This is a genomic window from Shewanella psychromarinicola (assembly GCF_003855155.1).
In the GTDB taxonomy this organism is placed as follows: Bacteria; Pseudomonadota; Gammaproteobacteria; order Enterobacterales; family Shewanellaceae; genus Shewanella; species Shewanella psychromarinicola.
On the sequence record NZ_CP034073.1, the window covers coordinates 1,554,931 to 1,571,884 of the forward strand.

Annotated in this window: 13 protein-coding genes; 10 read left to right on the top strand and 3 right to left on the bottom strand. The window is 39.1% G+C overall.

Annotated features, from left to right (window positions below; genetic code table 11):
* On the top strand, positions 1-1,380 hold the full coding sequence (locus EGC80_RS06720) for a sigma-54-dependent transcriptional regulator (protein WP_124012658.1): 1,380 nt from the start codon (positions 1-3) through the stop codon (positions 1,378-1,380).
* A gap of 184 nt (positions 1,381-1,564) precedes the next feature.
* On the opposite strand, the gene EGC80_RS06725 is transcribed toward EGC80_RS06720, so the two are convergent.
* Both EGC80_RS06725 and EGC80_RS06730 read right to left on the bottom strand, forming a co-directional pair.
* Positions 1,565-1,987: a VOC family protein gene (locus EGC80_RS06725; RefSeq protein ID WP_124012657.1), complete on the bottom strand. Its 423-nt coding sequence runs from the start codon at positions 1,985-1,987 to the stop codon at positions 1,565-1,567.
* Between the two features lie 59 nt (positions 1,988-2,046).
* Complete coding sequence (locus EGC80_RS06730; protein WP_124012656.1) at positions 2,047-2,841, bottom strand: Crp/Fnr family transcriptional regulator; 795 nt, start codon at positions 2,839-2,841, stop codon at positions 2,047-2,049.
* A gap of 519 nt (positions 2,842-3,360) precedes the next feature.
* On the opposite strand from EGC80_RS06730, the gene EGC80_RS06735 reads away from it, so the two are divergent.
* The 9 genes from EGC80_RS06735 (at position 3,361) to EGC80_RS22655 (ending at position 13,691) form a co-directional block, all read left to right on the top strand.
* The gene (locus tag EGC80_RS06735) at positions 3,361-4,254 is read left to right on the top strand and encodes a DmsE family decaheme c-type cytochrome (RefSeq protein WP_269801262.1); all 894 of its coding nucleotides are present in this window, start codon (positions 3,361-3,363) and stop codon (positions 4,252-4,254) included.
* Positions 4,255-4,268: 14 nt separating this feature from the next.
* On the top strand, positions 4,269-6,263 hold the full coding sequence (locus EGC80_RS06740; protein ID WP_124012655.1) for an MtrB/PioB family decaheme-associated outer membrane protein: 1,995 nt from the start codon (positions 4,269-4,271) through the stop codon (positions 6,261-6,263).
* A 32-nt stretch (positions 6,264-6,295) separates the two neighbouring features.
* Positions 6,296-8,842: a DMSO/selenate family reductase complex A subunit gene (locus EGC80_RS06745; protein WP_101033870.1), complete on the top strand. Its 2,547-nt coding sequence runs from the start codon at positions 6,296-6,298 to the stop codon at positions 8,840-8,842.
* Positions 8,843-8,855: 13 nt separating this feature from the next.
* Positions 8,856-9,533 carry a DMSO/selenate family reductase complex B subunit gene (locus tag EGC80_RS06750; protein ID WP_101033871.1) on the top strand — a complete coding sequence of 226 codons (678 nt, stop codon included), beginning with the start codon at positions 8,856-8,858 and terminating at the stop codon, positions 9,531-9,533.
* Between the two features lie 75 nt (positions 9,534-9,608).
* A complete protein-coding gene (locus tag EGC80_RS06755) occupies positions 9,609-10,265 on the top strand; it encodes a TorD/DmsD family molecular chaperone (protein WP_233768606.1) in 657 nt (218 codons plus the stop codon).
* A gap of 10 nt (positions 10,266-10,275) precedes the next feature.
* Positions 10,276-10,728 carry a hypothetical protein gene (locus tag EGC80_RS06760; RefSeq protein WP_124012653.1) on the top strand — a complete coding sequence of 151 codons (453 nt, stop codon included), beginning with the start codon at positions 10,276-10,278 and terminating at the stop codon, positions 10,726-10,728.
* Positions 10,729-11,729: 1,001 nt separating this feature from the next.
* Positions 11,730-12,638 (top strand): haloalkane dehalogenase, encoded by a 909-nt coding sequence (locus EGC80_RS06765; protein WP_124012652.1) that lies wholly within the window; start codon positions 11,730-11,732, stop codon positions 12,636-12,638.
* Positions 12,639-12,926: 288 nt separating this feature from the next.
* A complete protein-coding gene (locus tag EGC80_RS06770) occupies positions 12,927-13,538 on the top strand; it encodes a sigma 54-interacting transcriptional regulator (RefSeq protein ID WP_267898641.1) in 612 nt (203 codons plus the stop codon).
* A 36-nt stretch (positions 13,539-13,574) separates the two neighbouring features.
* Complete coding sequence (locus EGC80_RS22655) at positions 13,575-13,691, top strand: helix-turn-helix domain-containing protein (RefSeq protein ID WP_233768608.1); 117 nt, start codon at positions 13,575-13,577, stop codon at positions 13,689-13,691.
* Between the two features lie 167 nt (positions 13,692-13,858).
* Here EGC80_RS22655 and EGC80_RS06775 read toward each other — a convergent pair whose 3' ends face one another.
* The gene (locus EGC80_RS06775; protein ID WP_124012651.1) at positions 13,859-16,954 is read right to left on the bottom strand and encodes an efflux RND transporter permease subunit; all 3,096 of its coding nucleotides are present in this window, start codon (positions 16,952-16,954) and stop codon (positions 13,859-13,861) included.

A 16,954-nucleotide genomic window follows, 5' to 3' on the forward strand; every position in this document is an offset into this window, starting at 1 on the left:
ATGAAACTAGCCAGAAATATTCTTTTAGTCGACGATGAAGCCGCTTGGTTAAGAACGTTAGCGGTCACCCTTAATCGTCTGGTTCCTGAAGCTGATATTGACAGCTGCGTTGATAGTCGCCAAGTGAAGAATAGATTACAAGTTGGCGACTATGCGCTAGTGTTACTCGATCTCACCATGCCATTTCACTCTGGCGAAGAGTTATTAGCGATGATCCGTAGTGATTTCCCCAACACCCGAGTCATTATTGTGACGGGTGTTAACGAAGTCGACACCGCAGTACGTTGCATTAAAAAAGGCGCCTATGACTACTTTATTAAAACCGACAATGTCGATGACCTCGGGCATACAGTGCGCCGAGCACTGGAAGTCGTCGGGCTGGAAAGAAACTACCTCTATATCAAAGAGAAATTTTTAAGTCGTACTTTAGACACCCCGCAAGCGTTCAATAATATTTTAACTTGCGAGCCACAGCTACTGGATCAGTTCCGCTATCTCGAAGCCGTCTCATGCAGTCCTGAGCCCTTATTAATGTATGGCGCTAGCGGCACAGGTAAAAGCGAATTTGCCAAATCTTGCCATACACTTTATAGCCCTAACGAACCGTTCATCAGTCTCAACCTCGCGGGCATTAGTAGCGAGTTCTTCGAGCAGAAAATGTGTGGTCAACTGTATCATCACAGTAATGGTGAATTAGACGCGGTTGTAGGCTTACTGCATCAAGTCGGTAGCGGGGTGATCTATCTTAACGAGATAGGAGCCCTGCCGCTAAACGCACAAGTTAGACTATTAGAGTTTTTAGAGACCAAACAATATTACCCCTTAGGAAGCGACACAGCCTACCCAGTAAAATGTAAGTTTGTGGTCTCAACTCAAGATGATTTACGTAAACTTCACCAAGCGGGTGAGTTTAGGAGCGATCTACTCTACCGTTTACGCGCCCATAAAATTAAATTACCGCCATTAGCGGCCCGGCAACTCGATATCGCTATGTTGATCAATCATTTCATCGCCCTAGCGGCAGCAGAAATGAATTTACCCGCACCGATCCAACCCGCAGACTTGGCGCCTAGCTTAGCCGGTTATGACTTTCCCGGTAATCTACATGAGCTAAAAGGGATGGTATTCGATGCGGTAAGTAGAAGTGATGGTATCGCGCTTAACACTTCTGCTTTTATGGAAGCGATTAATGAACACAAATTATTGACTGAAGGCCCTCAAGATCTCATCATCTTCCCTAAGGTGTTGCCAACACTCGCGCAGATGAATCAAGCCTTAATGGATGAAGCGATGAGCCGCACAGCCAACAATCAAACTGCCGCTGCGCAGGTGCTTGGGATCAGTCAAAGTGCATTGAGTCGACGACTCAAAGGACATTAGCGCTGAATGTGCAGCAGTTTAGTTAACATGTATAAATAGTGGTGATTGAGTGCAGGTCTTGTAATATGTTAACGATACATATTTCAACATTAGTATTAGTGCTACACAAAAGCTTGTTAATGCCATTGTGCGGCCTTAAAAGCTGGCTAAACAATAGCCAATGTAATACACCAATTAATGCTTTTTACGAGGTTTTGATTGATATTGGATGATCATCATTTAACTGCAGTAAGTCCCAAAGATTGCCATAGAGATCTTCAAATACTGCCACCGTGCCATAATCTTGTTCTTGTGGCGGCCTAACGAACTTTATCCCGTCTGCTACCATGCGGTGATAGTCTCGCCAAAAATCATCGGTGTTCAAAAAAAGAAAAACACGTCCGCCAGTTTGGTTACCGATAACATCATTCTGCTCCGGCTTCGATGCCCGTGCTAACAGTAACGACACTCCGCTTGAACCTGGAGGGGAAACAACTACCCAACGTTTGTCCTGTTCTGCTTGATAGGTATCTTCGATTAACTCAAATTTCAATTTATTGACATAAAAATCGATAGCTTCATCATAATCTCTCACGACTAAAGCAATGTGAACTATTGATTGTTTCATTGTTATTCCATTGAATTTATTATCGTATTTCTAATAGATGTTCTCGTGTAAAAGTTTCACTAGACATTATTGATTTCAATCATGTTTTTCATTTTGAACTTTAGCATGTTATTAGACTTACATCCTTGCGCGTCTTCTCTTCCTAAAGGGCATGGCGAAAGTTCACTAAATAATGCTGTATTAATACTAAATAGTCCTTTTTCTTTTTTTAACATGCCTTGCTTCTTTAAGCTTCCTAACATTAAGTCCAACTTTATGATGCTAATATGTAATATATCTGCAATCTCTTCTCGGGTTAGTTTTATATCAATGGTAAGCCACATTGATATAAATTCTGTTTTAAAAGCAACGAGAATATCAAAAAGAAACTTAATGAGTTTATCTTCTGGTGAAGAGGTTAATAAGAAAATAGCCAGTGCAGTTTGTCTTTCAGTAAAATAGTTTGCATCAAACATAAAACGAGTAAAAAGCTCAATATCTTCTTTTATTAGGTTTTTTATCAACGATTTTTCAACAATCGTTATCTGACTGTCTCTTGCGACCTTAATGCTTTTACAGCAAGTACAATTATTCTCTAATAGTAAATGATAATCAGTCAATCTATGTGGGATAATGACATTTACAAATTTAGGTTTGGTATAGTTGTTTGTTCGTTTTATATAAAATATCAAGCCTGTATTTAAATAGATAAAATTGTTAAGTAGGATGCTTTTTGGGATTAACTCACCTTTGCTTAAGGTTATTAGTTCACCATTTTCTTTAATGAAACTCATTATGTCGGGTTTAACTATGTCAGGAAAGAATATAGTAGATTTGCCTTTCATTTCAGGGCTTAAGGACATAACGCGAGCCATATAAATACACCTTAATGTTTAATTATCATTACATAAATTACTAATCACATATGTACCAGTATAAACCCAAACCGCATAGAACAAGTTTAAATTCTATACATATTAATATTGTGTGGTGCTAATCACATGTTTTTCTAAGTTGTGATTAACACAGCTAATAATTAACAAATACCATTAGTTTTATTTTTTGTTAAGTTAATCACATGTTATTTACAATTGTTTATACCTGTATAAAGGTTTTTGGGTGGATGATTTGGTTAAATTAGCTCAAGGAATTTGAAGGTGCTAACAAAATATTAAGTAGAGTCCCCCGACTGGTTGACATTGTTTGGCTTCGATAGTGATGTAATAAAATAAGTTTATGATTTTATTTTATATAATAAATATAAAAACTTAATTTAAAGAAGTAATTATTTTACAGGTAATAAAATGAAAGTAAAAATTTCAGATTTTGGGAGGTATTTAAAAATGAGATCTATCTATCAACTAGCCATACTCATAGGTTGCGGATTATTCGTAATGCAAAGTTCTCATGCGTTACCTTGGGACGATTTAACCACAGAACAATTAGAAATACAGCTACAACAAAAGTTTGATGAAGGGAAATATTCTTCTAAAGGGGCAGACTCCTGCCTTATGTGTCATAAAAAAAATGAACAGGTGATGGACTTATTTAAGGGCACCCATGGAAAAGTTATTTCCGAGGATTCCCCAATGGCAGGTTTGCAATGCGAAGCATGTCATGGCCCTCAAGGCCAGCATAACCGAGGTGGTAAGGAGCCCATGATTGCTTTTGGTCCTCAAAGTAAGCTGCCGGCAAGTTCTCAAAACAGCGTATGTGAAGGTTGCCATAACGATGCACAGCAGATGAGTTGGCATAATAGTACTCATAATCTTGAAGAAGTTGCCTGTGTAGATTGCCATAAGATCCATGCGGCAAAAGATCCTGTTATGGATAAACTGACTATCAATGACACCTGTGTCAGCTGTCATACCAGCCAAAAAGGCGATATGAATAAGCGCTCTTCACATCCCTTGAAGTGGAACAGCATGACATGTGTTGATTGCCATTCACCTCATGGCTCAATGAGTGAGAATGCGTTAGTTAAACCCACAGTAAATGATACTTGTTATAGCTGTCATGCTGAAAAACGCGGTCCTTTCTTATGGGAACATGCGCCAGTAACTGAAAATTGCGTTACCTGTCATAACCCTCACGGCAGTGTTAATGAATCCTTAGTCAAGCATCGTGCACCGCAATTATGTCAGCAATGTCATGCTAATGATGGACATGCTAGTCGAGTCGTCGCTGAGTCAGGTATTGATGCTTTTGGTGGCGGTAAAAGTTGCCTGAATTGCCATAGTCAAATTCATGGTTCAAATCATCCCTCAGGCAGCTTGCTGCAACGCTAATGGAGAGCAAGATTATGTCATTCAAAATCAATCTTATTACTGTATCGATATTAGTGGCGATATCTGGACCCAGTTTCGCAGCGAATTTTGGTGTGAACAATGCCAACACCAATAATGTAAATAGTAGCAACTATGAATGTAACCGTTGTGTTGAAAATTCAGCTTATAGCGGCAAGCTAGATGTTGCTCTTGGCTATAACGACATTGATGATATACATGCAGGTAACGCACTCGGTACTTCAGAGGATGGCGCTATTGGTTCAGTGAGCAGTGATATTCTGTTTCAAAATAAATCTGGATATCAAGCTCAATTAATCGCACATCAGTTGGGTTTCGATAATAGCTTTGCCAGTTTACAAATCGGCGATTCAGGTTTATATGAGTTGGTCTTAGATTACGCTTCAATAAAAACCATTAAAGCAGGCGATGTGAATAGTCAGCTTTGGCATAACGACGGCATGCTAACCCCAAGTGCTGATGTGAATACGTTTAACTTAGCACTAGAAAGAGAGAAGCTGGGGGTAGGGGTTGTCTATAAAAATGACGAATACAATAGTTTTGTCAGTTACAACCAAGAAGATAAAACCGGCCACCGTTCAAGCAGTATCGTGACGCCTAGCCCTATCAATATCGGCTTACCCGTTAACGCGACTACTTCGCAATGGGATGCGGGGATAGGTCTTAATGGCGATAACTGGACCACTGATCTGAGTTATTCTGGGAGCATTTACAATAATAAAATAAGTGACTTAAGCCTACCTTATTTAAATGATGTCTATGCTGCAGCTCCAGATAGTCAAGCTCATCAAATATCACTTTCTGGCAATTATCGCATTGATCAGACCGTGATGAGCGGACGTGTTGCGACTGGACGAATGATCCAAGATGAAAATTTAATTCAAATGAGTGGTAATCCACTGCAAAGCTGGGACGGTCAAGTCGATACTATCGATGGCCGGTTTGCGGTGACATCCATGCTAAGTAATCGACTTCGCTTGGGTGGGAAAATCGATTATAACAAGCGTGATAATAAGAGTTCGACTGCAGAATTTGCCCAATACAACTTCAATAGTTTAACCGGTGCGTTTAGACAAAATACGCCTTTAGATTATGAACGTAACAATTATGGTGTGAATGCGAGTTACAGAATCGCCAGCGGTTATCGTTTACAGGCAGGTTATGACAGTAAAGAAATTACTCGTAATTATAGTGAACGTGAACAAACTCAAGATGACACATTATGGGTGAAATTAAACATACGTAAGTTTGAAATGTTCAATATCAATTTAAAATCTGAGTATGCTAATAGAGATGGTTCAAAATTTGAATCAGATATTTTAACCGCATCCGAAGAAAATGCATTACTCAGAAAATATTATTTAGCTGACCGAACTCGTAATGCTTATGAATTAAAATTATCCCATACACCTAATGATTGGATGAGTGTTGATGTGACATCTCGATATGCCAAAGATGAATATAAACATACCGAAGTTGGATTATTAGATTCAGAAGATTATGGCTATGACGCCAATATAAGTATTCAGATTAGTAAAAATGTTGATACTTATGGTTTTATCGGTCAGCAATGGATTAATTCGTCTCAAGCAGGCAGTCAAGTCAGTAATTCATATTGGTATACAGATGTAGAAGATGAATTTATTAACGTTGGTGCTGGATTTAATTATAGAGGGTTAATGCAAGATAAATTAACAATAGGTATGGATTATCTATTTGCTAATTCAACGAGTAATACCAATGTGAATGTAGATAATAGTCTCCCATATGGTGATTATTACAGTTATAACCACAGTGCCAGTGTATATGCTGATTATGCATTAAATCCACAAATGGCACTTAAACTAAGTTATCGATACGAGCGTTATTACGACACCGATGCTGCATCTGTTGAGATCGCCAGTATACCCGGACTAATAACACTTCAAGATATAAACCATGACTATAACGCACACCAAGTGATGTTGTCATTTAGCTACAAATTGCATTAAACGTATCGTAAATACTACGCGAGGATATAGAAATGGAACGTAGAAATTTCTTAAAAATGAGTGCAGCAATTGGCGCTGCAGCAACTATCACTGGGTGTGAAGATAGTGCGAAAGAAATCAATGTAATACCGCCTGGAGTACCAGAAAGTTCGCTTGAACAACTTAACTGGTCTGCATGCTTGGTAAACTGTGGTTCAAATTGCCCTATTAAAGTATTCAGTAAAGACGGGGTTATCACTCGAATTGAAACTGACCATGAAACAACCGATGAATATGGTGTAAACCATCAGGCTCGAGCATGTCCACGTGGTCGTTCACTTCGTCAAAGAACCTATGCAACTGACCGACTACGTTCACCAATGAAACGTGTGGGTAAACGAGGCGAGGCAAAATTTGTCCCTATCAGTTGGGAACAAGCTTATTCAGAAATAGGCTCAAAATTACAAGCCATTAAAGATAACTACGGCCCTGAATCCATTTATATGCATTACGGTACAGGCGCTTATTATGGTTTCTCATCGAATACCGCCACCTGGGGTCGATTACTGAATTTAAATGGCGGTTTTCTAGACCATCATTGGGATTATTCATGGGCCGGTGTGTATCCAGCGTGTATGGCTACTTATGGCGATCAATGGGATAGCATTGGCGGCAGCTCATTAAGCGAAATCGTTAACTCTGATTTATTTGTTGGCTTTGGTTTTAATCCAAACGAAACACGCATGAGTGGTAGCGGTGAAGGCTATGATTTTGTTAAGTCTCTAGAAAATAATAAAAAGAATATTAAAGTCTGGATGGTAGAACCAAGATACACAGATTCAATGCGTGGCAATGAAGATGAGTGGCTTGCGATCCGCCCTGGTACTGATGCCGCGTTAATTGAAGCGGTTATTTATCAAATGATTAATAGTGGCTGGGTTGACCAAAACGCGAAACCATTTTTAGATAAATATGCTGTGGGTTATGACAAAGCATCGCTAGTCAATACTAAGGCGTCTGTTACGCTAAACGCCGATCCGTTCATTGCTTCACATGCTGAATTTATCGACCCAGACCAAAATTACCATGATTACATTATGGGCCAAGGCATATTTGAGCAAGATGGCGCTAAAACGCCAGATTGGGCTGCAGTGGTATGCGGAGTCCCAGCGTATAAAATTGAACAGTTAGCTACAGCTATGATGGCCGCTGAAGCCCCCTATATTTCTGCAGGTGCAGGTATTAGTCGACATGCCAATGGCGACCAAGCCACTAGAGCCGTTTACACGTTAGCCATTATGACCGGAAAAATAGGTCGTGCTGGTGTCAATAGTGGTGCAATGCCTTCAAGCTATAGCTTTGGTGTTGCAGGTATGCAAGCAGGTAGCAATCCAGTAGATGTTACCATCCCTGTTTTCACATGGTCTGATGCCGTTGTGCGCGGTGAAGACTTTAGCGGAACGTCAGATGGCGTTCGCTTTAAATCTAGCGGTAGCCAAGAGCGGGTTGATAACAATCCAGCTAAACTGGGTACCAATATTAAGGCTATTATCAACTGCGCGGGTAACGCTTTACTGAATCAACACTCAGACAGTAATGGCACCGCTCAAATCTTACAAGATGACAGTAAGTGTGAACTGATTATTGTCAGTGATTGCTGGATGACATCGTCAGCTAAATTTGCCGATTACTTACTGCCAGATAGCACTTGGCTAGAATCAGTAGATTATGCAAACGATTCATATGCATCTGGTCAAATGGCCTATGCAACCTTTATGAGTACCTCACTGAAGCCGTTAGGCGAATCGCAATCTATGTATGAAATCTGTGCTGGTATTGCTAACGCTATGGGTAATGGTGCTGCATACACTGAAGGGCTTACCGGTGAACAATGGTGTGAAAAGCTTTATCAAGAAACTAAGTCGATGAATGCCGATGTCGATATGCCTGATACATATCAAGAAGCCCAGAAAGTGGGGGTTTTCCGTAAATATATGTCTTCACCAGTTATCGCATTCCAATCCTATATTCAAGATCCCATTGCGAATCCAAGACCAACAATATCAGGAAAATTTGAGATTTTCTCATTATCACTGGCACGAAAAGCGGCAACGTGGTCTCTGCCTACTGGAGATGAAATTACCCCATTACCGCAATATGTTGTGACTTGGGATGGCTATCAAGATCAACAAGCTATTGATGCAGGATACCCATTGCAATTATGTGGCTACCACACTAAAGGCAGAACGCACTCAAGCTATCATAACGTGCCGTGGCTTCGCGAAGCGGTCGAAGATGCGGTATGGATGAACCCCAAAGATGCCTCTGCTCGAGGATTATCTGATGGTGATATGGTTCATGTTTATAACGGTAGAGGAACAATTGAAATGCCGATAAAACTCACGCCCAGAGTCACTCCTGGAGTATGTGCTTTAGGGCAAGGTGCTTGGTATAAACCAGATGCGAGTGGAAAAGTCGGTCCATCTGGCCATGTTGTAGATATTGGAGGCTGTATTAACACACTAACAAAATATCATCCTTCCCCAATATCAAAGGGAAATCCACAGCACACCAATCGTGTTCAGGTAGTCAAGGCTTGAGGGGTAAATTAAAATGACACAAGAAACTCAATTAGGATTCTATTTCGATAGCAGTAAATGTACTGGCTGTAAAACTTGCCACATAGCCTGTAAAGATCGAATGGTTGGTATAACGCGTAATAAAGATGATGTCAGCACTCAAGGTGTATCCGCATTACCCGGCATGCTATGGCGAAGAGTCTATGAATATGGCGGTGGTACGTGGGAGCAAAATAGCGATGAGAGTTATGAGCAAAATATATTTGCCTATTATGCCTCTATCGGTTGTAACCATTGTAACGAACCTGTGTGTGTAAAAGCATGTCCCACAGGAGCCATGCATAAAAGAAAAGAAGATGGTTTGGTACTGGTTCAAGAGTCGTTATGTATTGGCTGCGAAAGCTGTTCAAGAGCTTGCCCGTACGATGCGCCTCAGATTGATATTGAACGCAAAGTCATGACCAAATGTGACGGTTGTTCTGATAGGCTAGCAGAAGGTAAAAAACCGATTTGTGTTGAGTCATGCCCATTACGAGCGCTGGACTTTGATACGATGGAAAACCTTCGTGCTAAATATGGCAACGGCGATGGCCACTTTGCTCCATTACCATCAGAATCGATTACATCGCCTAACTTAATTGTTAAGGGGTCTAGGAAAGCACAACCCGTTGGTTCGAGCATGGGTCGGATCTTAAACGTTCGAGAAGTATAAATTAGTAAATACAGGGTGTAATAATGTTATTACACCCTTCTTTCCTAGTTAAATTTATAACCAAATGTGAATGATATGAACATTGAAAAGCTTCAAGATTTACAGGCAATTGCCAATGTATTGCATTCTGTACTGACCGTTTATCCCGAGTCAGACTTAATCAATACCTTTAAACAGCAAGATATTGTTGAAAACTGGCCTAAGTTGTTAGCCACAGATCCCGACAATAAAGGATTAACGCACCTAAAAGCTTATATTGATCAATGGACCGATAACGAAGAAGAGCTACTTAAGCTGAAACTCGAATATGGAGTACTATTCTATGGCCCAGGTACGCCTTTAGCCGCGCCTTGGGGCTCAGCCTATACAAGTTCTTCACAGTTGCTTAATGACCACAGTACCATTACTTTAAAACGGTTTTATGCCGCTAACAATATCAATATCGACATGAAAATGAATGAACCTGTCGATCATATTGGGCTAATATTTGCGGTGCTGTCATTTTTATTGAACAAAGCGGCTGAAGAACCACAGCAAGTGCATTTTCAAAAAGCGATCAATGAGCTATTAGAACAACATTTACTCCCTTGGGCTTACCGATGTCTGGAGCTCGCCTATACCCATGCGGAAACAGATTATTATAGAGGATTCTCCATTTTAGCGAGAGATTATCTGTTGTATCTTGAACAAACATTTGAACTAACACCCAAAAAAATCGCAATTTATCGGTAGGTTAATATCAATGGCATTTCTTAAATCATTAGTACAACAATGGCACAAAGCTGATTTAGGTTATAGCTTGTTGTTAAACTTTCGGCGTTCAGAAGAAATAATCCAATTATTTAATGGTGCTACTGATATTAAGACGGTAACTAACTTAATCGCCGCGTTAGTGTACTGTGAGGGTGAACCAATATGGTTAACAAAAGAGAATCAAGATACTGAAAGTCCTCTAAAAGATGAATTAGTTTTTAAATGCCTAGTCATAAACTGCCAAATTTTATTTATAAAAGTATCTCAACAAAGCAATTTAAACCAGGCAGAAAGACTCATTCTTACCCTGTCTAATGTATGGGTTAACCAAAAACGTGATGATCAAAGTAGTGATGATTTGATTGTTCTCATTAAAAAAATTTATAGTCAAGTGTATTCAATAGAGTTAGAAAGTAGAAATGTGATTAAAAATATGAAATAGAAAGTAACCAGATAGCGCCGTTACTTATATTGGCACCGATGACAATAAAGATGAATCTTTACATTGGCTGTTTGGTTTTATTTATCTGCTTTAAACGTCAATTCCAGTTCCATCATCCTATCTTAACCCTACCTTAAACCGTCGATTACTATGTTGCGGCTATTGTTGTTAAGATACAACGACTGGATGCATAACGAATGAGCCCTTCATCAGCCTCTATCTAGCGGGCATTAGTGACAAATCCTTCGAGCAGAAAATGTGTGGTTAACTGTTTATAATAGTCATATTTAAATTGTGCGGTATTCATCACACATTTTATTTAGTTGTAATGAATAATAATTAAATAAAATAGGTTTTTATTTATTGCTAAGTAAATCACAAATTATTGATTATTGTTTATATCTATATATAGGTATTGGCAAGGATAGTCTGATTAAATTAGCTCAATAGATTTATAGGTGTTAACTGAGAGTCAAATAGAGTCTAGGCTAGTTAATGTTAAATCTAAGTGATTAATAAGATTATACAAGATATTCGTAATTTGAATAAATATTGTTTAATATTTATTTATAAACCCCCGGTTTTTTGTGACAATAAGTTGTTTTTGATTAATAGAAATAAATTTCATTTAACTTTGTCAGTATATGGTTGGGTAAAGAGGTGGTAGTAAATTATCGATGATTTTGATTTTATCAAAAAAATAACTTGCAATTAGTTTTTTATTCTCCCCTTTGGACACTTGTTTTTATTAACACATAAATAATCCAACCTAAACTGTGTTCTAGAATAAAGTTCTAGAATAAAAAATATTTAATTAATGTTTTTCCTGAAATGGCCAGATTTACGATTGTAATACTATTCGTAAATTACTCAAATAAACTAAATTTCAGATCTTTCCAATCACTCCCCGTTACTTAACGATTAGCGTTGTAGTGCATGCAATTGAGTAAATAAACTAATAGAGTTGATTCATTTTATATAGAAGTAGGAAGTAGAGAATTATGGAATTTTTACGAACTGATGATAGTAATTTTGTTAATTTACCAGACTATCCGTTTACCGCTAATTACTTATTAGTGGACGATAGTGAAGGAGGCCAGTTACGAATTCATTATCTTGATGAAGGAGATAAAGATGCTGAGCCAATATTATTATTACATGGCGAGCCTTCATGGAGTTTTTTATATCGTAAAATAATCCCGATACTTGTTAAAGCTGGCCATCGAGTGATTGTGCCTGATCTTGTTGGATTTGGGCGTTCAGATAAACCAAGTAAACGCTCTGATTATACCTATCAACGTCATGTTGATTGGATAAAGTCATTCGTTTTACAACTCGAATTAACCAAGATTACTTTGGTATGCCAAGATTGGGGCGGGTTAATCGGACTGCGTATGGCAGCTGAAGATACTTCACGCTATAGCCGTATTGTTGCAGCGAACACCATGTTACCTACTGGCGATGACAAACTAAATGATGCATTTGCACAATGGGTAAATTATTCTCAAGAAGTTGAATTGTTCCCAACAGGAAACATGATAAATGGGGCATCTGTGTCTGATTTATCTGATGATGTAATTGCTGCCTATGACGCACCATTCCCTGAAGAGAAATACACACAAGGTGCGCGTCAGTTCCCTCTGTTAGTACCTGCTACGCCAAATGATCCAGCAACCGAAAAAAACCGTGCTGCATGGAAGGTATTGTCTCAATGGAATAAACCTTTTTTAACGGCGTTTAGCGACTCAGACCCTATAACCGCTGGCGGAGATAAAATGATGCAACAAATGATACCGGGTGCAAAGGGACAAAAACATACAACAATTATTAATGCTGGCCATTATTTACAAGAGGAACAAGGCGAGGTATTAGCTGAGGTTATTGTTAGTTTTATTGCTGATAATCGTTAACTTGTCCTACAGCCAAATATTGATAACTGACTAACAATATTGATGGTATCAATTATTCAAATGCTTATTTTAGTGGCTATATGTTCTGTAGGGGCATATAGCTGCCATTTATCATTATTAGTTTATGGTTAATTGAACCATCTTGACGCCTAATTCTGACGTTTCACCTCGATATTCAATTTCACTATTTATCCCCACCTTAACCTCTCCTTAACCCGTCGATTGCTATGCTGCGGCTATTGTTGTTTAAGACACAACGGCTGGAGGCATAACGAATGACCCATCAGCATCAATCTAGCGGGTATTAGTAGCGAATCCTTTAAGCAAAAAATGTGTGGTCAACGGTATCATCACAGTAATGGTGAATTAGACGCGGTTGTAGGCTTACTGCATCAAGTCGGTAGCGGGGTGATCTATCTTATCGAGATAGGAGCCCTGCCGCTAAACGCACAAGTTAGACTATTAGAGTTTTTAGAGACCAAACAATATTACCCCTTAGGAAGCGACACAGCCTACCCAGTAAAATGTAAGTTTGTGGTCTCAACTCAAGATGATTTACGTAAACTTCACCAAGCGGGTGAGTTTAGGAGCGATCTACTCTACCGTTTACGCGCCCATAAAATTAAATTACCGCCATTAGCCGAACGGCAACTCAATATCGCTTTGCTGATCAATCATTTCATCGCCCTAGCGGCAGTAGAAATGAATTTACCTTTACCCATTCAACCCGCTGATTTAAAGCTAAAATTAACTAGCTATGATTTTCCGGGTAACCTTCATGAGTTGAAAGGCATGGTATTTGATGCGGTTAGCCGCAGCGATGGTATCGCGCTTAACACCTCTGCTTTTATGGAAGCGATTAATGAACACAAGTCATTAACGGCAGCGCCGCAAGACTGAATTATCTTTCCCAAAATACTGCCAACCATTGCCCAAATGAACCAAGCGCTTTTAGATGAAGCCATGAGCCGCACAGCCCACAATCAAACCGCCGCAGCGCAAATATTGGGGATCAGTCAAAGTGCATTGAGTCGAAGACTCAAAGCCGATTAAAGCAAATAGAAATGGCTTTATAATAAGATTAATGGGCGATTAAGCGTCAATGTTAATTTAACTCTGAACGCTACTGCTGGACTATGTAATCAGAACTGAGATTATTTGTATAAAACGCGCTGAGTTAATAACTCAGCGCGTAGTGTATTTAACTGTCTAGAGTAAGCTTACCCTTTTGGTTTGAATAATTTAATAATTAAAGTAAAAAACAACGGGGCAAAATATACCACCAGTAATGTAGCACCAATCATCCCCCCCATGACCGAAGTACCAATAGCATTACGTGCATTTGCACCCGCTCCAGTGCTTATTACTAATGGTAATACACCTAATCCAAACGCAAGTGAAGTCATAATGATTGGGCGCAAACGCATTTCACAGGCTTGTACTGTTGCATCAATCAAATTGGTGCCTTTTTCATACAATTCTTTTGCAAACTCTACAATTAAAATAGCATTTTTTGCTGTCAGCCCTATGGTCGTAAGGACACCAACCTGAAAATAAACATCATTTTCAAGCCCTCGCACCATAATCGCAGCTAATGCACCTAATATGCCTAATGGCACAACTAGAATGATGGCTATCGGAATACTCCAACTTTCATAAAGAGCCGCTAAACACAGGAATACCATCAATATTGAGATGCCGTATAAAATAGGCGCTTGGTTACCTGCTTCACGTTCTTGATATGACATACCTGTCCAACTCACTTGTACATCACTAGAAAGCTCTGCAGCTATTCTATCGACTTCAGCCATTGCATCACCGGTACTGTAACCTGATGCTGCCTCACCTAATAGTTCTACGGCAGAGTTACCATTAAAGCGTATTAACTGTGGAGAGCCTGTCCCCCAGTGTGATGAACTAAAAGCAGATACAGGCACCATTTCATCTTGGTCATTACGTATAAACCAAAGATTAAGATCTTCAGGTGTCATACGGTATTGAGCATCTGCTTGAATATAAACTTTTTTAGAACGGCCACGGTCTATAAAGTCATTGACATAAGAAGAGCCCCAAGCAATTGATAATGAGTCATTGATATCATCAATATCAAGACCAAAAACTTTAGCTTTTTCATAATCGATATCAAGATAAAACTGTGCATTATCTTCTAAACCATTAGGTCTTACGTTTTGTAAAATTGGATTTTGTGCCATTTTTTCTAGTAATTGGTTACGTACTTCAATTAATTTTTTATGCCCAATACTGCCAACATCTTGAAGATAAAAGTCAAAACCAGTTGCTTGCCCTAACGCTCTAATCGGTGGGCTACTAAAAGCAAATACAGATGCCTTTTTGTAGTTAGAAAAATAAGCCATACTTCGTTGAATAATTGAGTCTACATCTGTTCCTGATGCAGTTCTTTCACCCCAATCTTTTAAACCAATGAACCCCATGCCTGCATTTTGTCCGTGGCCCGAAAAATTGAAACCAGCAACGGTAAATACAGAAGTAACAAGATCCGGTTCATTTTCTTCAAAGTAATCTTTTACTTCGCTCATTACTGCGTTTGTTTTTCTTAAAGTAGAGCCTGTTGGTAGTTGCACCATGACCATAAATGAGCCTTGGTCTTCATTAGGTAAAAAAGAGCTTGGTATTACGTTATACAGATAAACAGTACCGCCAAATAATAAGATATAGATTAATGTAAAACGGATTGGACGTAATAACACATGCTTAATAGAACCGTGATATTTACCTAATAGTTTGTTAAATAATTGATTGAAAACTCTGAATAATATGAAGTTTTTCTCTTTATCAACAGGTTTTAACAAGGTTGCACAAAGTACCGGAGTGAGCACTAAAGCAACTAATACTGATAAGCCCATTGCAGAAACAATGGTTAACGAAAATTGTTTATAGATAACGCCTGTTGAACCTGACATAAAGGCCATCGGAATAAATACCACCATTAACACCATGGTAATACCTACTAGTGCACTGGTGATTTGTCCCATTGATTTTTTAGTGGCTTCTAATGGAGAAAGCTTTTCTTCATGCATGATCCGTTCGACGTTTTCTACCACCACAATCGCATCATCAACTAATAAGCCGATAGCGAGTACTAAACCAAACATGGTTAAGGTATTAATAGAAAAGCCTAATACGGACATGATGCCAAAAGTACCAAGTAAGACTACAGGTACCGCAATTGTTGGTATTAACGTTGCATGGAAGTTTTGTAAAAATAACAGCATGACTAAGAAAACTAAAACAATCGCTTCAATTAATGTATGAACTACCTCGGTAATAGATAAGCGAATAAAGTCATTATTATCTAGAGCTTTAGCCATGGCTAAACCTGCAGGAAATGACTCTGATAATTGTGCTAATTTTGCATCTACACCTGCTTGTGTATCGAGTGAGTTCGCACCTGATGCAAGCGTAATTGCAATCCCTGATGACTCATAACCATTAAAAGTAGGGATAACACTAGCGCTTTCACTTGCCAGTTCAACACGCGCAACATCTTGAAGTCGAACTTGAGAGCCATCAGAGTTAACCTTAAGTAAAATCTGTTTAAACTCATCTACCGTAGTTAATAGACTTTGTGCCGTGATGGTTGCATTAATTAATTGTGACTCTGTAGCAGGTGTTCCACCTAATTGTCCTACGGTTACTTGGCTGTTTTGTGCTGATACTGCGCTAGACAGATCCACCGGTGTTAAGTTATAACTATTTAATTTAGCGGGATCTAACCAGATACGCATGGCGTAAGATGGCCCAAAGATAGTTACACTACCTACACCGTTAACACGGCTTATAATATCTTTGATACTTGAGTTCGCATAATCTTGAATATCGCCTGCACTCATGCTGCCATCAGGTGAGTAAATATTAGTAACAGACATAAAACCAGAAGTGCTTTTAGTCACCGAAGTTCCTGCATTTTGCACGGCAGTTGGTAAACGACTCGTTGCTTGCTGTAAGCTATTTTGTACTTGGACCTGTGCTGTATCTGGATCGGTATCTGCACTAAATGTAAGTGTTATTTCTGCTCTACCTGAAGAAGCGCTGCTTGATGACATATACAGTAAGTTATCTAACCCGGTCATACTCTGCTCAATAACTTGGGTTACACTATCTTCAATTGTTTTTGCAGATGCACCATTATAGGTCGCTTTAATAGTGATGGCTGGCGGCGCTATGGTTGGATATTGCGCTACGGGTAGCGTTAAAATTGAAGCGATACCCGCCATCATAATGACAATTGACAGGGCCCAAGCAAAGATGGGTCTGTGAATAAAAAAGTTAGACAT

Excerpts from the sequence above, each read along its gene's own strand:
- EGC80_RS06725 (WP_124012657.1), bottom strand. The coding sequence starts at position 1,987 with ATGAAACAATCAATAGTTCACATTGCTTTAGTCGTGAGAGATTATGAT.
- EGC80_RS06745 (WP_101033870.1), top strand. The coding sequence starts at position 6,296 with ATGGAACGTAGAAATTTCTTAAAAATGAGTGCAGCAATTGGCGCTGCA.
- EGC80_RS06735 (WP_269801262.1), top strand. The coding sequence starts at position 3,361 with ATGCAAAGTTCTCATGCGTTACCTTGGGACGATTTAACCACAGAACAA.
- EGC80_RS22655 (WP_233768608.1), top strand. The coding sequence starts at position 13,575 with ATGAACCAAGCGCTTTTAGATGAAGCCATGAGCCGCACAGCCCACAAT.
- EGC80_RS06760 (WP_124012653.1), top strand. The coding sequence starts at position 10,276 with ATGGCATTTCTTAAATCATTAGTACAACAATGGCACAAAGCTGATTTA.
- EGC80_RS06750 (WP_101033871.1), top strand. The coding sequence starts at position 8,856 with ATGACACAAGAAACTCAATTAGGATTCTATTTCGATAGCAGTAAATGT.
- EGC80_RS06765 (WP_124012652.1), top strand. The coding sequence starts at position 11,730 with ATGGAATTTTTACGAACTGATGATAGTAATTTTGTTAATTTACCAGAC.
- EGC80_RS06730 (WP_124012656.1), bottom strand. The coding sequence starts at position 2,841 with ATGGCTCGCGTTATGTCCTTAAGCCCTGAAATGAAAGGCAAATCTACT.
- EGC80_RS06740 (WP_124012655.1), top strand. The coding sequence starts at position 4,269 with ATGTCATTCAAAATCAATCTTATTACTGTATCGATATTAGTGGCGATA.
- EGC80_RS06775 (WP_124012651.1), bottom strand. The coding sequence starts at position 16,954 with ATGTCTAACTTTTTTATTCACAGACCCATCTTTGCTTGGGCCCTGTCA.
- EGC80_RS06720 (WP_124012658.1), top strand. The coding sequence starts at position 1 with ATGAAACTAGCCAGAAATATTCTTTTAGTCGACGATGAAGCCGCTTGG.
- EGC80_RS06755 (WP_233768606.1), top strand. The coding sequence starts at position 9,609 with ATGAACATTGAAAAGCTTCAAGATTTACAGGCAATTGCCAATGTATTG.